The organism is Streptomyces sp. NBC_00989 (assembly GCF_045162655.1).
Taxonomy (GTDB): Bacteria; Actinomycetota; Actinomycetes; order Streptomycetales; family Streptomycetaceae; genus Streptomyces.
The window spans coordinates 3,357,551-3,370,699 of the sequence record NZ_CP108728.1; the positions used below are offsets into that span (position 1 = coordinate 3,357,551).

Genomic DNA, 13,149 nt, shown 5'->3' on the forward strand with positions numbered 1-13,149 from the left:
ATGCCTCGAAACGTCTACTGGGCCTCTGAGCTGGGGAAGCGCACCACCGAGGAACTCGGGGCGCCCGCCCAACGTACAGCGAACATCCCTGACGTACTCAGGCATTTTCCCTCCCCGCTCCCCCGCCGGGCGGCCGTGACGATCAGCGATTCTTGCGACGCAGGGAGACGCCTGGTAGGACTGTGACGCGCCGTCACCGTCACATGTTCGATTCTGCGGGGGTTCATGTGGTCGCCACGGCCCACCCGTCCTCGTCGCGGCGGCGTCCCGCTGCTCGGCGCTCAACTCGGCGGCGGATTCCCGCGGTTGCCCGGCGGGCCACGCAGCACGGGCTGGTGCTGGCCGCCGTCTCGGTGACCGTGCTGCTGTGTGCGACGGCGCTGGCCGCGCTCGCGGCGCTGACGGGGAGTTCGGTGCAGGCCGGTGCCGTACGGCGGCTGGCGGCCGATCCGAACGCGCAGGTGAACGTCAACGCGTCCTACCGGGCCGGCGGGATGGCCGTCGCCGACCGGGATGTGCGGGCCGCCGCGGACCGGGTGTTCGCCGGGGTGCCGCAGCGGACGTATGTGGGCCTGCTCGGCACGTCGCCGGTCTCGGTGACGGGGATTGACGGGGTTGCCGGGCCGCCGCGTGGTCCTGGGGGCAGTGGGTTGCACCCGGTCGCGGTTCAAGACGGGGGCAGGTTCGGGGAGTTGACGGCCGGGCGGTGGCCCGCCGGTACGGCCGACGCCCCGGCGGGCGCGTTCACCTCGTTGCCCGAGGTGCCGGTCGCCACCGGGTCCACCGCGCCGGTCGACGCGGCGGTGCCCGACGCGCTGGCCAAACGCCTTGGTATCAAGGCCGGTTCGAGTCTTCGGGTGCGGGACGCCTTCAACCGCCCCATGACCCTGCGGGTCACCGGCGTCTTCCGGGCGACCGGTGCCGTCGGGTTCTGGCCCGCGATGGCCGGTGATCTGGCCGAGGGCGGGACCACCGACCAGGACCTGCTGGTGGTCTCGGCGTCGGCGCTCAACGGCAGCGCCGTCCTGAACGGCCATCTGACGGCCCACTGGAGCGTGCAGCCCGACCTCTCCCGGCTCGACGCGGCCAGCCTCGCAGGACTGCACGACCGGCTGCGCGCCTTCTCCGGCAGCCAGAGCGGGGTATCGGTGTTCGGCGGGCGGCAGCCGTCCCTCGCCGACCTGACGGTGGCCTCCGGTCTGCCGGGCGCGATCGACGACCTGACGGTCCCGACGGTCGCGGCCCGCTCCTCGCTGTACCTGCCGAGCTTGCTGCTGGCGGTGCTCGCGCTGGCCACCCTGGTGCTGGCCGCCCGCCAGCTGACCGAGCGCCGACGTGACGAGCTGGCCCTCCAACAGGCCCGGGGCGCGGGCACGTTGAGGCTGTTGCGCGGTGCGGCGGCCGAGTGGGCGCTGACCGGTGTACCGGCCGCCGCGGCCGCCCCCTTCCTGGCCGGGCTGCTGCACCCCGGCAGCCGGGGCGCCGACGCGTGGGCGGCCGTAGGGCTGACCCTGCTGGTGCACGCGGCGGCGGTCCTGCTGCCCGTGCTGCCGTCGGCGCGCTCGCGGCCGGCCCGCGGCGCACGGGCCGCCGCCGCACAGCGGCTGGGCGCCGACCTGGCGCTGCTGGCCGTGGCGACCCTGGGGTATCTGGAGCTACGCCGGCACCACTCGCTGATCGCCGACGTCGGCACCGGCAGCGCGTCAGCGGACCCCGTGCTCGTCCTGGTACCGACCCTGGTGGCAGGCGCCGCCGCACTGCTGCTGCTACGGCTGCTGCCGCTGACCTCGCTGCTGCTGGACGCGTTCGGGCGGCGTAGCCGAGGGCTCGTACTCGCCCTGGCCGGTTGGCAGTTGAGCCGGCGGGCGGCGCGCAACGCGGGGCCGGTGGTGTTGATGTGCCTGGCCGTGTCGGTGAGCGCCTTCGCCACCACCGCGCTGGCCTGTCTGGGCGGACTGGCGTCCGAGCAGGCCGCGTTCACCGTCGGCGCGGACGTACGGATCGATCCGTCGGCGGACGACGGCTACCCCTCCGCCGTACTGGCCGCCGCCTATCGGGCGCTGCCGGGGGTGACCGGCGTGACACCGGTGACGCGGTCGACGGTGAACCTGCCCGGCGGCGCCACCGAGGACCTCGTCGGCACGATCGGCGGGCCCGCGCCCCGCACCCCGTCACCGGTCGTCCCCGGGATACCGCTGCCCGGACGTCCGACCGCGCTGCTGCTGGACGAGCGGCTGCGCAGCGACGGCAACCGTGTGGCGCCGAGCCTGGAACTGACCGTGCAGGACGCGTCCGGCCTGGTCAGCGTCGTGTCGGCGCGGCTGCCCACCGCTGACGGGGCCAGACATACGGTCGTGGTCCCGCTCGATGTGGCGCTGAGCGGTGGCCACCCGCGGACGTATCCGCTGACGGTGACCGCGGTCGACGTCCTGCCGCAGCCGAACGTGCGTCCCGCGCGGCTGGACCTGGACCTGATCCGGGTCGGCGCGCGCGGCACAGCGGGCCATGCGGACACCTGGGTCTCCCAACTGCCCGGCGGGCAGGCCTGGTCCGACGGCACGGACCACGCCGCCGACTCCACCGAGGGTGCCTGCAAAGGGAAGTTGGCCGACAGCTACAACCCCGGTATGCCCGGGGTGTGTTCGATCGCGGCGGGCGGCTCGGCCGTGCTCCGGACGACCGTCAGCACCGGCATCCGTCCCTCCCAGGCGATCTCGGACTCCTTCGGCGGTCTGTCCGACAGCGACTACTACACGCTGCCCGGCAGCCAAGTGCGGCTCGTGGCGGGCCCGGTGGGCGGTCCGGCGCCGCTTCCGGTGCGCGCCGACGCCTCGACGTTGCGCGCCGCGCGCCTGCACGTGGGCAGTACCACGACGCTCGACCTGGGCGGCGGCCGGATCACCGCCAAGATCGTGGGCCACGTCGACGCACCGCCCGGACTGGGCCGCGGACAGGGGCACTTGATCGCCGACCAGCGCCAACTCGCCGCCGCGCTCACCCTGTCCGGTGCCGATCAGCACGATCCCGCGTTCTGGTGGCTGCGCAGCACCGACAGCGCGGGTACGGCCACTGCCGCCGAGGCGCAGCCCGCGCTGGGCGGTGTCACCACCACGGCACGCACCGCCGCGGCCCTCCAGGCCGACCCGTTCCGCGCCGGACTGCGCCGGGTGCTTGAACTGGTCCGCTATCTGGCCCCCGGTTTCGCGGTCATCGCTTTCACCGTGCACGCGGTGGTCTCCACCCGACAGCGCCGCAAGGAGTTCGCTCTGCTCCGGGCGATCGGCGTCCGCGCCGCCGGCTTGTCCGCGCTGCTGGGCGCCGAACAGGTGGGGCTGGCGCTGTTCGCGGTCGTCCCCGGGGCGTTGATGGGCATGGCGCTGGCGTCGGCGGTGCTGCCGCTGGTCACCGTGGACGACACCGGAGAGGCCCCCTATCCGCCGCTGCCGCAGGTCGTTCCCTGGGGGACTGTGACACTGACGGCGGTGGCAACTGCCCTGGCGATCAGCGCGGTTGTGCTGGGGCTGGCGCGACTGCTGGCCCGGGTGGATCTGGTGCGGGTGCTGCGGGCGGGGGAGGACCGTTGAGCCGCGGGGCCGGGCGCGCTCGGAGAGGGCGGGCGGTGGTGCGATTCGTTTGCGCGGGCGCGGTGGTGAGGCGGCTGGTGGGGCCGGGCGCGACGGGGAAGGGCAGGCACTGACCCAACTCGCCTACACGGAAACGGTGTTGAAGCGACCCATGAGGCCGGAGCACGACCGGAGAGGCCGGACGGTGACCCAACCCTCAGGCGCCGGCGCGGTGTTGAGACGACCCACGGGATCAGGCGCGACCGGAGAGGGCGGACCGTGGACACGAGCACGGCGGTGACACGACCCGTGAGGCCCGGCGCAGCGGTCACGCGGCGGCTGATCCGCAAGGAGACCCGCGGTGACCTGCCGTTGCTGGCCTGCCTCGCGGTGCTGGTCATGGTGCTGACGGCGCTGTGCGCGTGGGTCCCCGCGTTCGCGGGCCGCCAGGAGGACCGGGCGCTGCGGCAACGCGTCGACGCGGCGCAGGCCCAGGCTCCCCTCATCAGCCTGAGCACCACGCCGGAGGTCTTCAACACCTCGCCGCCCTCAGTGGACATGGCCACCCTGCTCACCGCCGGCCGCACCCTCACCGGGCACCTCGGCGGCTCCGCCGCACGGCACCTGTCCTTCACCGGCGGCGGCAGCTACGACTACGACCCGGCGTCCCTGCTCACCCCCCGGCCGCCGGGCCCGGCGAACGCCGGCACCCAGCTGACGGTCAGTCATCTGCCGTCCGCACAGACCCATCTCCGCTACGTCAGCGGTCACGCGCCCGCCGATCACACCCCGCTGGACACCGCGCCCCAGATCGGCCTGTCGCAGGCCACCGCGCAGGCGCTGGGCGTCCGGGCCGGCAGCCGGCTGAGCCTCGCGTTCGCCAAGACACCGGGGGCACAAACCGCGGCGCCCCAGGCGGAGTTGGTGGTGAGCGGCGTCTACCGCGTCACGGCCACGACCGACGACTTCTGGACCGGCCGCGAGACCTTGGACCAGCCCTCGCGCTACCCGGCGGAACGCTCCACCGGCACCGTGCTCGCCGTCCGCGGTCTCGTCGGCCGCGACGCCGCCGACCTGCTGGCCGGCGCCGGGGTGGGCGGGCCCCGGGTGACGTGGCAGTTGCGCGCCGATCTGTCGGGGGCGGCGCTCGACCGGGCCCGTGCGCTGACCGGCCCGCTGTCCCACTACAGCGCGGATCTGAGCGCCGCCCTGTGCCAGGGCAGCGACTGGGTCACCGGCGACATCAGCTGCCAGGTCGGCGGCCAGTCCACCCAGTCCCTGCTGGTGACCGACGCCCTGACCCCGCTGCTCACCACGTTCACGGCCCAGGACCAACAGGCCAGAGCCCTCGCGACCTACGCCGTAGACGCGCTCGCCGCGGTGGCGCTGGCCACCGTCGCCGTAGCGGTACGACTGCTGCTGCGCCGGAGGCAGCCGCACCTGCGGTTGCAGCGCGCGCGGGGCGCGTCCACCGCGCGGCTGGTGCTGCTGCGCTGTGCCGTGGCCTGGCCGGTGGTGCTGGTCGCCGCGCTGCTCGGCTGGGCGACCGGCGGGGCCCTCGCGCCCACCGGCACATCCGGTTCGCCGCAACCGTTGCCCGCCGCCCTCGTCACCGCGGTGGTGCTCCTGACGGTGCCCCTGATGACCTGGCTGACGGTCCGCGAGCCACGCCGCCCCGGCCGACTGCGCCGCACCCGCCGGAAGACCGCCGTAGGCAGGCGCGTGGTCCTGGAACTGACGGTGCTGCTCGCGACGGCGGCGGGCGTGGCCGCGCTGCGCTCGCAGGGCCCCGACGGCATCCTGGGCGCGGTACCGGTCCTGGTGGCACTGACCGTCGTACTCATCCTGCTGCGCGTCTACCCGCTGGTGCTCCGCCTGGTGCTACGGCGGGCCCGGCGCGGCCGGGGTGTGGTCGGCTTCGTCGGGGCGGCCCGGGCCGCGCATGACGCACCGGCGACCGGACTGGCCCTGTTCGTCCTGGTGTTGACCCTGGGCACGGCGGTGTTCGGGGGCCTCGTGCAGCGCACGGTCGACGACGGGCTGGCCACGGGCGCGGCCTGGACCACGGGCGCGGACGCGAGCGCGACGGTGGCGGGGACCGTAACTCCCGTCGGCGCCAAGGCCGTTGGGGGGACCGTAACTCCCGCCGGAACCAGGAGCGTTGGGGGAACCGTAACTCCCTCCGGGACCACGAGCGTTGCGGGGAACGCGCTCCCCGCCGGTTCCACCACCGCCGCCGGTACCCCCACCCGAATACGGACCGCCGTCCAGCATCTCCGCACCCTCGACCTCGCGGGACAGATCGACGGCGCGGTGGTCTCCCAGGTCGCCGTCATCACCGTCGATCCCCGCCAACTCGCCGCCATCGCCCCGAAGTCACCGCTGGCCGCCGCCCTGCTGTCCGGACTGACCGTCCCGTCGGGAACCCGGACCGGCGCGAACGTCCCGCTGCCGTCCTTCCTCTCCCCCGACCTGCGGGCGAGAGAGCGGACGGGCGGTTTCACCACCACCGTGGTGCCCCAGGGAGAGCCCCCGGTCAACCTCACTCTCGAACCGGTCGGCACCCTCACCACCGAGGAACTGCGCGACCCCCTCCTCGGCCCGATCACGGCACAGATCCCCGCCGGAACACCGATGCTGATCACCACCGCCACCGCCGATCACCTACTGCTCCCACAGGCTTCGGGCAGCACCGTCCTGCTCCTCAAGGGCGACGGTCCCGCCACCCCCGGTCCCACGGCACTGCGGTCGGCGGCGGCCAAGGCGCTCGGGCCGCTGGCCATGATCCGCGTCCGCTCCGAGACGCTGAACACCCTGCGCGCGGACGGCCTGACGCAGGGCCTCGGCACGGTCTACACGACCGGTTCGATCCTGGCCGCACTGTCCGGCCTGCTCGCGCTCGCCCTGGAACTGACCCTCACCTCCCACGAGCGCAGCCGCACCACCTCGTTCCTGCGCACTCTGGGACTCGGCGCGAAGGAGGCCGGGGCGATCCACTTCCTGCAACTGCTGCCGCTGGCGGTGGCCTCGGCGGTGGGCGGCACCCTGCTCGGCCTGCTCGAACCCCGGCTCCTGGCAGGGACGTTGGACCTACGACAGTTCACCGGCGGCCCGGCCCAACCGGCCCTGCACACCGACTACTCCCTGACCCTCGCCCTCGTCGCCGGCGTCACCACGCTGATCCTGACGGCCGCGGCGACCGAGACGGTCCTCGCCCGCAGGCGCCGCCTGGGAGCCGTACTTCGCCTGACCTGAACACCCTCTGGCCTGAACACCCCCTGAGAGCACGCCAGTTACCGCGCACTCTCCGCGCTGTCGGTCCCGTCCGCCTCGGACTTCGCGCGCCGTGCCGCCTCGTCGGGCCATACGCCGATGTGGTCGGTCTCCAGGGCCAGCCGTACCCGCTTGCGCAGGTGCAGGCGCTCGGTGAACTCGGCCGGCAGTTGCAGCCGTCCGCTGGCGTCCAGTACCGCGTACTCCTCGGCGGTGAGCACCTCGACGCCGTCCTCGTCGGTGGCGACCCGGCGCAACACCTCGGTGGACGTACGACCGTTGCGGATCCGTACGGTGCGCTGGACCTGCTCGGACACCAGCGCGTCGTGGGTCACCACGATCACGGTGACGCCCAGTTCCTCGTTGGCCCGGCGCAGCGCGGCGAAGACCTCGTCGCTGGTGGCGGTGTCGAGTTCGCCGGTGGGTTCGTCGGCGAACAGCACCCGGGGCTCGTTGGCGTTGGCCACGGCGACGGCGACCCGCTGCTGCTCACCGCCGGAGAGCGTGTCGGGCGTACGGTCCCGGCAGTGGCCGACGGACAGCAGGTCGAGCAACTCCTCAGCCCGCGCCCGGCGTTGGGAGCGCTTGATCCCGGTGTACGTCATCGGGAGCATCACGTTCTCGGCCGCGGAGAGGTAGGGCAGCAGGTTGCGGGAGGTCTGCTGCCAGACGAACCCCACGGTGCTACGGCGGTAGTCGAGCCGGGCGCGGCGCTTCATGGCCAGCAGGTCGTGTCCGGCGACCTCGGCCGCGCCCGCGGTGGGCACGTCCTGGCCGGAGAGTATGCCCAGCAGGGTGGACTTGCCGGAGCCGGAGGCGCCGATCACCGCGATCATCTCGCCCTCGGCCACGGCCAGGTCGAGCCCCTGGAGGGCCTGCACCTCGACGCCCTCGGTCTGGTAGATCCGCACCAGGTTCTCGCAGACGACCAGCCCCTCCTCGCGGCGCGGGGCGGCGGCCTCGGTGGCCCGGCGCCGCAGCTCGGCCAAGTCCGGTGCCCCGGTGGCCTGTTGGTGAACTGCCACACGGTCCCCCGAGGAGATGGAAATGGAGATGGAGTCTGCGGATAACGATGTCGGACAGCGGCCAGGGTAGTGCGGAGGACCGACGACGCGGTCAGTCGTCGACGATGCGGTCAGCCGTCGACGATCCGGCCGTCGCGGAGTTCGAGCACCCGGTCGGCCAGCGCGAGGAGTTGGGTGTCGTGGGTGGCGACGAGGGCGGTGACGGACTCGCTGCGGACGACGGCGCGCAGCAGGTCCATCACGGTGAGACCGGTGTCGGCGTCGAGCTGGCCGGTGGGTTCGTCGGCGATGATCAGGGCCGGGTTGTTGGCGAGCGCGCGGGCGATCGCGACCCGCTGCTGCTGACCGCCGGACAACTCGCCGGGACGCTGGTCGGCATGGTCGGAGAGACCGACCAGAGACAGCAACAGGCCCACGCGGGCCTCGCGTTCGCGGACCGGGACCTTCCGCAGCCGCAACGGCACCCCGATGTTCTCGGCGGCGGTCAGGATCGGGATGAGCCCGAAGGACTGGAAGACGAAGCCGATACGGTCGCGGCGCAGCGCCAGCAACGCGTCGTCGCCGAGCCCGGCCAAGTCGGTACCGTCCAGGGTGATCCGGCCCCCGTCCGGAGTGTCGAGCCCGCCGACCAGGTTGAGCACGGTGGTCTTCCCGGACCCGGATCGCCCCCGGAGCGCGACGAGTTCACCGCGCGGCACGCTGAAGGAGACCCCGCGCAGGGCATGGACGGCGGTGTCGCCGCTGCCGTAGGTACGGCGCAGATCCTCGACCACCACCATCGCGCCGCCCGGTGCCCCGGCCTCCGTGACAGCCCCGCGCCCACTGGCCTGTTCGCTCACGCGTCCTCCCCCGCCCCGCCCTGGTCCTGCAACCGCACCGTACGGTACGCCCCGCCCGCTGCCCGGCCAACTACCGCGCGGAGCAGGCGAATCGCACCCTCGGCCATCACGCGGGTCCGCCCGCCAGCCGCTCCACGGTCGTGACCGTCTGGTCGAGGATCGTGTCGTGGAGGCGGGCGTGGGCGGCGGGAATCCCGGCGAGGAGGGGACGCAGGGCGTCCGCCGTGGGGTCGGGGCGGGGGAGGTCGTCGAGCAGGGCCGTCATCTCCTCGTCGGGCCTGCGGTAGCCCTCGTAGACGGCGTGGCCGAGCATCGTCGAGGAGATGAGCGCCACGGCGAGGGCCAGGTCCTCGTCGGAGAGGCCGGCCGGGGTGAGGATCTCGCGCAGCCGGGTCAGGCCGGGGAGCCAGGCGGGGTGCCGGGTCGTCGTCATGTACGGCATGAGCTGCGGGTAGGGGCGGAGGTTGGCCTGGCCCGCGCGCATCCAGGCGCGGAGCCGGTCCGGCCAGGGGCCGTCGGCGATGGGGGCGCGCTCCATGGCTTCCAGCACGTGGTCGGCGGTCGCCTGGAGGAGGGCGTCGCGGTCCGGGAAGTAGCGGTAGAGGGCCATGGGGGCGGCGCCGACGACGTCGGCCACGCGCTTGATGGTGAGGGAGACGGCCGGTTCGGCGAGGAGCACCTCGACCGCGCCCTCGACGATCCGCTCCCGCGACAGCCGGGGCGGGCGTCCCCTGCCCCTGCGGCCCGGACCCGTCGCCACCTGCGTCATCGACTGCGCCTCTCCGTCCGTGACAACCGTGCCCGGACAGGGGAAGGCTACCGCTCCGGCACTTCCCGATCCTGCCTCCACCTATTTTGCGTACGTCATACGAAAAACATGCCAGACTCGTTTCGTCCAGCCCCGTGTCGCACGCACCAGCACGCATCAGCCGGAGGCTTCGCCATGTCCGCGTCCAGCACCCCCTCCCCACCCGTTCCCGTCGAGGGGGTTGGGCCGTCGCGCTCCGGCGCCGTCGTCTGGGTCCTGGCCCTCGGCGGGATCACCGTCTCGCTGATGCAGACGCTGATCATCCCGATCGTGCCCGAACTCCCCAAGCTGCTGAACTCCTCGCCGTCCGACGCCACTTGGGCGATCACCGCGACCCTGCTCGCCGGCGCTGTCGCCAACCCGGTGGTGGGACGGCTCGGGGACATGTACGGCAAGCGGCGGATGCTGCTGCTCAGCCTGGTGCTGCTGATCGTCGGGTCCGTGATCGGCGCGCTCAGCGACACGCTCGTGCCGATGATCGTCGGGCGGACGTTCCAGGGCGTCTCGATGGCCGTCATTCCGCTCGGCATCAGCATCATGCGGGACGAACTGCCTCCCGAGCGGCTGGGATCGGCGACCGCGCTGATGAGTGCGTCGCTGGGGGTGGGCGGTGCGCTCGGGCTGCCGACGGCCGCGTTCATCGCCGAGAAGGCGGACTGGCACGTGCTGTTCTGGACGGCGGCGGTGCTCGGAGCCGTCGTGACCGCGCTCGTCGTGACGTTCGTACCGGAGTCGGCCGTGCGCAGCGGCGGCCGGTTCGACGTGGTGGGCGGCGTCGGGATGGCGATCGGTCTGGTGTGTCTGCTGCTGGCCATCTCCAAGGGAGCGGACTGGGGTTGGGGCAGCGGCACGACAACGGGCCTGTTCGCCATGGCGGTCGCGGTGCTGCTGGTGTGGGGCTGGTGGGAACTGCGTACCGTACGGCCGCTGGTCGACCTGCGCACCAGCGCGCGCCGCCAGGTCCTGCTCACCAACCTCGCGTCCGTGGTGTTCGGCTTCGCCATGTTCGCGATGTCGCTCGCCGTGCCGCAACTGCTCCAGCTTCCCACCCTCACCGGCTACGGCCTCGGCCAGACCGTGCTCGCGGCCGGCCTCGCGCTCGGCCCCTCCGGCCTGGTGATGATGGCGACCGCACCGCTCTCCGCCCGGATCTCCGCGGCGGCCGGACCCAAGGTCACCCTGATGCTGGGCGCGCTCATCGTGGCCGTCGGCTACGGGCTGGGGGTCGTCATGATGGCCGCGGTCTGGCAGGTCGTGGTGGTGTGCTGCGTGATCGCCGCCGGGGTCGGTTTCGCCTACGGCGCGATGCCCGCGCTCATCATGGGGGCCGTGCCGCTGTCCGAGACGGCCGCCGCGAACAGCCTCAACAGCCTGATGCGGTCCATCGGTACGTCCGCCTCCAGCGCCGTCGCCGGAGTCGTCCTGGCCCATATGACGACGAGCTTCGGCTCCCTCACCGTCCCCTCCCACAACGGCTTCCGCGTGATCATGGGCATCGGTTCGGCGGCGTCCCTGGCGGCCCTGCTGCTGGCCGCGTTCCTGCCGGGACGGCGGGCACCGGTGGACCCGGGGGTGCCCGCGGCGGCCAACGAGGCCGCGGGGGCGCGGAGTTAGGCGTCAGGCACTGCGGGCGGGGTCTCGACACCCCGCCCGCGTCCTATACGTCGGCTACGACAACTGCGTCCGCACCTGGGCCGAGATCAGCTCCAGGTGGTCCAGGTCGGCGAGGTCGAGGACCTGGAGGTAGATGCGCTGGGCGCCGATCTCGGCATAGCGGCCGATCTTGTCGACGACCTCGGACGGGGTGCCCGCGAGGCCGTTCTCCTTGAGTTCGCCGACCTCGCGGCCGATCACGGCGGCGCGGCGGGCGACCTCCTGGTCGTCCTTGCCGACGCAGACCACGAGGGCGTTGGAGTACGTGAGGTCGTCGGCCTTGCGGCCGACCGCCTCGGCGGCGGCGCGGACCCGGCCGAACTGCCGCTCGCTGTCCTCGATCGAGGCGAACGGCATGTTGAACTCGTCGGCGAACCGCGCCGTCAGCTTCGGGGTACGGCTCGCGCCGTGGCCGCCGATCAGCACCGGGATCTTCGCCTGCGCGGGCTTGGGCAGCGCGGGCGAGCCGGTCAGGTCGTAGTGCGTGCCGTGGAAGTCGAAGGTGTCGCCGGGCTTGGTCTCCCACAGCCCGGTGACGATCGCGAGCTGCTCCTCCAGGCGCGCGAACTTCTCCTTCGGGAAGGGGATGCCGTACGCCGTGTGCTCCTGCTCGAACCAGCCCGCGCCCAGGCCGAGTTCGACCCGGCCGCCCGACATCTGGTCGACCTGTGCGACCTGGATGGCGAGGACGCCGGGGAGGCGGAAGGTGGCGGCCGTCATCAGGGTGCCCAGGCGGATGCGCTTGGTCTCACGGGCGAGGCCGGCCAGGGTGATCCAGGCGTCGGTGGGACCGGGAAGTCCGTCGCCCGAGCCCATGCTCAGATAGTGGTCGGAGCGGAAGAAGGCGTCGAAGCCGAGGTCCTCGGTGGCCTTGGCCACGGCGAGCAAGGTGTCGTAGGTCGCCCCCTGTTGGGGCTCGGTGAAGATGCGCAGATCCATGGTTCCATCCTGCACGCTCGGATCCCGGTCAACCTCATCGGTCCCTACGGCCCATCTGGTGCCCGGTCGGGTGAAATTGCGTCAACCGTGCGCACGGGGGGCGCCCGCGCCAGTGACCGGCCCCGTTGATGATCGTTGGCTCGGGCGGAGCCGGACCGCCCGGATTCCCGCCTCCTCCTCGCCGGGGAGGCCACGGGCCGAGGAGGCCGTCATGTCCGAAGAAGCCGTGCCGCAGCAGGGTGGACCTGCGCAACCGAAGGGGCTGTTGCAGCAGATGGAGGAGCTGATGGCGTCCCTGAACGCGGACCTGTCCGCCCTGGACGCGGACCTGCAGTCGGCCGGAACCACGGAGCCGACACCATCAGCACAGGCCACGTGAAGCACCCCTAAAGGGACGCGGGTCTGTGTCGATATGCGGCTCCGCCGCGGGGCGCGACCATCCACGACGGAGTCGCGCAGACCCTACGAACCGAAACCACCACGGCACTCCCCCGCGCCGTCACCCCGCCTCCCGCTCCGGTATCACCTGTTCCCGGTCCGCGAGTCTTCGGAGCATCTCCAGCACCCGGTCCCGCGATTCGTCCGCCGCGTCGATCGCCTCCATGCACTGCCAGTACGTGCCCTCGTCGTCCGCCGCGCAGGCGATCCCGACGAGGGCGATGCCGACCTCGCCGAGCAGCCCGCCCAGGCACAGCAGGGCGAGGCGGGCGTCGCCCAACTCCGTGAGCTGGGCCGCGCGTAAGTCCTCGATGGCCAGCACCGGGGTGTCCAGCACTCCGCAGCCCCGGCCCGCCAGCTCGGTCAACCCCATTGCCTCGCCCCGCAGTTCGGGCGGGCCGAAGACCGCGAGGCGGCTGCCTATCGCCTGGGCGAGGGCCTGCGCCTGCCACACCTCCGTCATGGTCTGAGGCACGTCGCCGCTTCCGGCCAGGGCGCGCCTGCTCGTCACGATGAGCCGCATCGCGTCCATGCGCTGCCCCCGTCATATCCCGACGTGCTGTTCGCACGTCCGCCCGAACTCCCTTGTCCACTACCCAGAGTGAGAGTCA

General features: G+C 72.9%; 9 protein-coding genes. 4 read left to right on the forward strand and 5 right to left on the reverse strand.

From position 1 onward, the window contains the following. Positions 1 to 203: 203 nt before the first annotated feature. The gene (locus tag OG714_RS14380; protein WP_406121124.1) at positions 204 to 3,584 is read left to right on the forward strand and encodes an FtsX-like permease family protein; all 3,381 of its coding nucleotides are present in this window, start codon (positions 204 to 206) and stop codon (positions 3,582 to 3,584) included. Between the two features lie 288 nt (positions 3,585 to 3,872). Then, positions 3,873 to 6,818, forward strand: coding sequence for a hypothetical protein (locus tag OG714_RS14385; protein ID WP_406121126.1), 2,946 nt, complete (start codon positions 3,873 to 3,875; stop codon positions 6,816 to 6,818). 38 nt (positions 6,819 to 6,856) lie between these two features. Here OG714_RS14385 and OG714_RS14390 read toward each other — a convergent pair whose 3' ends face one another. From OG714_RS14390 to OG714_RS14400, 3 genes are all read right to left on the reverse strand, one after another. Next, positions 6,857 to 7,861, reverse strand: coding sequence for an ABC transporter ATP-binding protein (locus tag OG714_RS14390; protein WP_406121128.1), 1,005 nt, complete (start codon positions 7,859 to 7,861; stop codon positions 6,857 to 6,859). Between the two features lie 110 nt (positions 7,862 to 7,971). Next, on the reverse strand, positions 7,972 to 8,640 hold the full coding sequence (locus OG714_RS14395) for an ABC transporter ATP-binding protein (protein WP_406131821.1): 669 nt from the start codon (positions 8,638 to 8,640) through the stop codon (positions 7,972 to 7,974). A 166-nt stretch (positions 8,641 to 8,806) separates the two neighbouring features. After that, complete coding sequence (locus tag OG714_RS14400) at positions 8,807 to 9,469, reverse strand: TetR/AcrR family transcriptional regulator (RefSeq protein WP_406121130.1); 663 nt, start codon at positions 9,467 to 9,469, stop codon at positions 8,807 to 8,809. A 174-nt stretch (positions 9,470 to 9,643) separates the two neighbouring features. On the opposite strand from OG714_RS14400, the gene OG714_RS14405 reads away from it, so the two are divergent. Further along, positions 9,644 to 11,122, forward strand: coding sequence for an MFS transporter (locus OG714_RS14405; RefSeq protein ID WP_406121132.1), 1,479 nt, complete (start codon positions 9,644 to 9,646; stop codon positions 11,120 to 11,122). 54 nt (positions 11,123 to 11,176) lie between these two features. On the opposite strand, the gene OG714_RS14410 is transcribed toward OG714_RS14405, so the two are convergent. Beyond that, positions 11,177 to 12,100: an LLM class F420-dependent oxidoreductase gene (locus tag OG714_RS14410; protein WP_406121134.1), complete on the reverse strand. Its 924-nt coding sequence runs from the start codon at positions 12,098 to 12,100 to the stop codon at positions 11,177 to 11,179. A gap of 211 nt (positions 12,101 to 12,311) precedes the next feature. Here OG714_RS14410 and OG714_RS14415 point away from each other — a divergent pair, with 211 nt between their 5' ends. Continuing rightward, positions 12,312 to 12,479, forward strand: a complete 168-nt coding sequence (locus tag OG714_RS14415) for a hypothetical protein (RefSeq protein ID WP_019061113.1) — start codon at positions 12,312 to 12,314, stop codon at positions 12,477 to 12,479. A gap of 120 nt (positions 12,480 to 12,599) precedes the next feature. On the opposite strand, the gene OG714_RS14420 is transcribed toward OG714_RS14415, so the two are convergent. Next, on the reverse strand, positions 12,600 to 13,070 hold the full coding sequence (locus tag OG714_RS14420) for a DUF6099 family protein (RefSeq protein ID WP_406121136.1): 471 nt from the start codon (positions 13,068 to 13,070) through the stop codon (positions 12,600 to 12,602). Positions 13,071 to 13,149: the final 79 nt, after the last annotated feature.

What these genes read in the sequence shown, in the direction of transcription:
- OG714_RS14400 (WP_406121130.1), bottom strand. Translation starts at nt 9,469, where the DNA reads ATGACGCAGGTGGCGACGGGTCCGGGCCGCAGGGGCAGGGGACGCCCG.
- OG714_RS14380 (WP_406121124.1), top strand. Translation starts at nt 204, where the DNA reads ATGTTCGATTCTGCGGGGGTTCATGTGGTCGCCACGGCCCACCCGTCC.
- OG714_RS14405 (WP_406121132.1), top strand. Translation starts at nt 9,644, where the DNA reads ATGTCCGCGTCCAGCACCCCCTCCCCACCCGTTCCCGTCGAGGGGGTT.
- OG714_RS14420 (WP_406121136.1), bottom strand. Translation starts at nt 13,070, where the DNA reads ATGGACGCGATGCGGCTCATCGTGACGAGCAGGCGCGCCCTGGCCGGA.
- OG714_RS14415 (WP_019061113.1), top strand. Translation starts at nt 12,312, where the DNA reads ATGTCCGAAGAAGCCGTGCCGCAGCAGGGTGGACCTGCGCAACCGAAG.
- OG714_RS14410 (WP_406121134.1), bottom strand. Translation starts at nt 12,100, where the DNA reads ATGGATCTGCGCATCTTCACCGAGCCCCAACAGGGGGCGACCTACGAC.
- OG714_RS14395 (WP_406131821.1), bottom strand. Translation starts at nt 8,640, where the DNA reads ATGGTGGTGGTCGAGGATCTGCGCCGTACCTACGGCAGCGGCGACACC.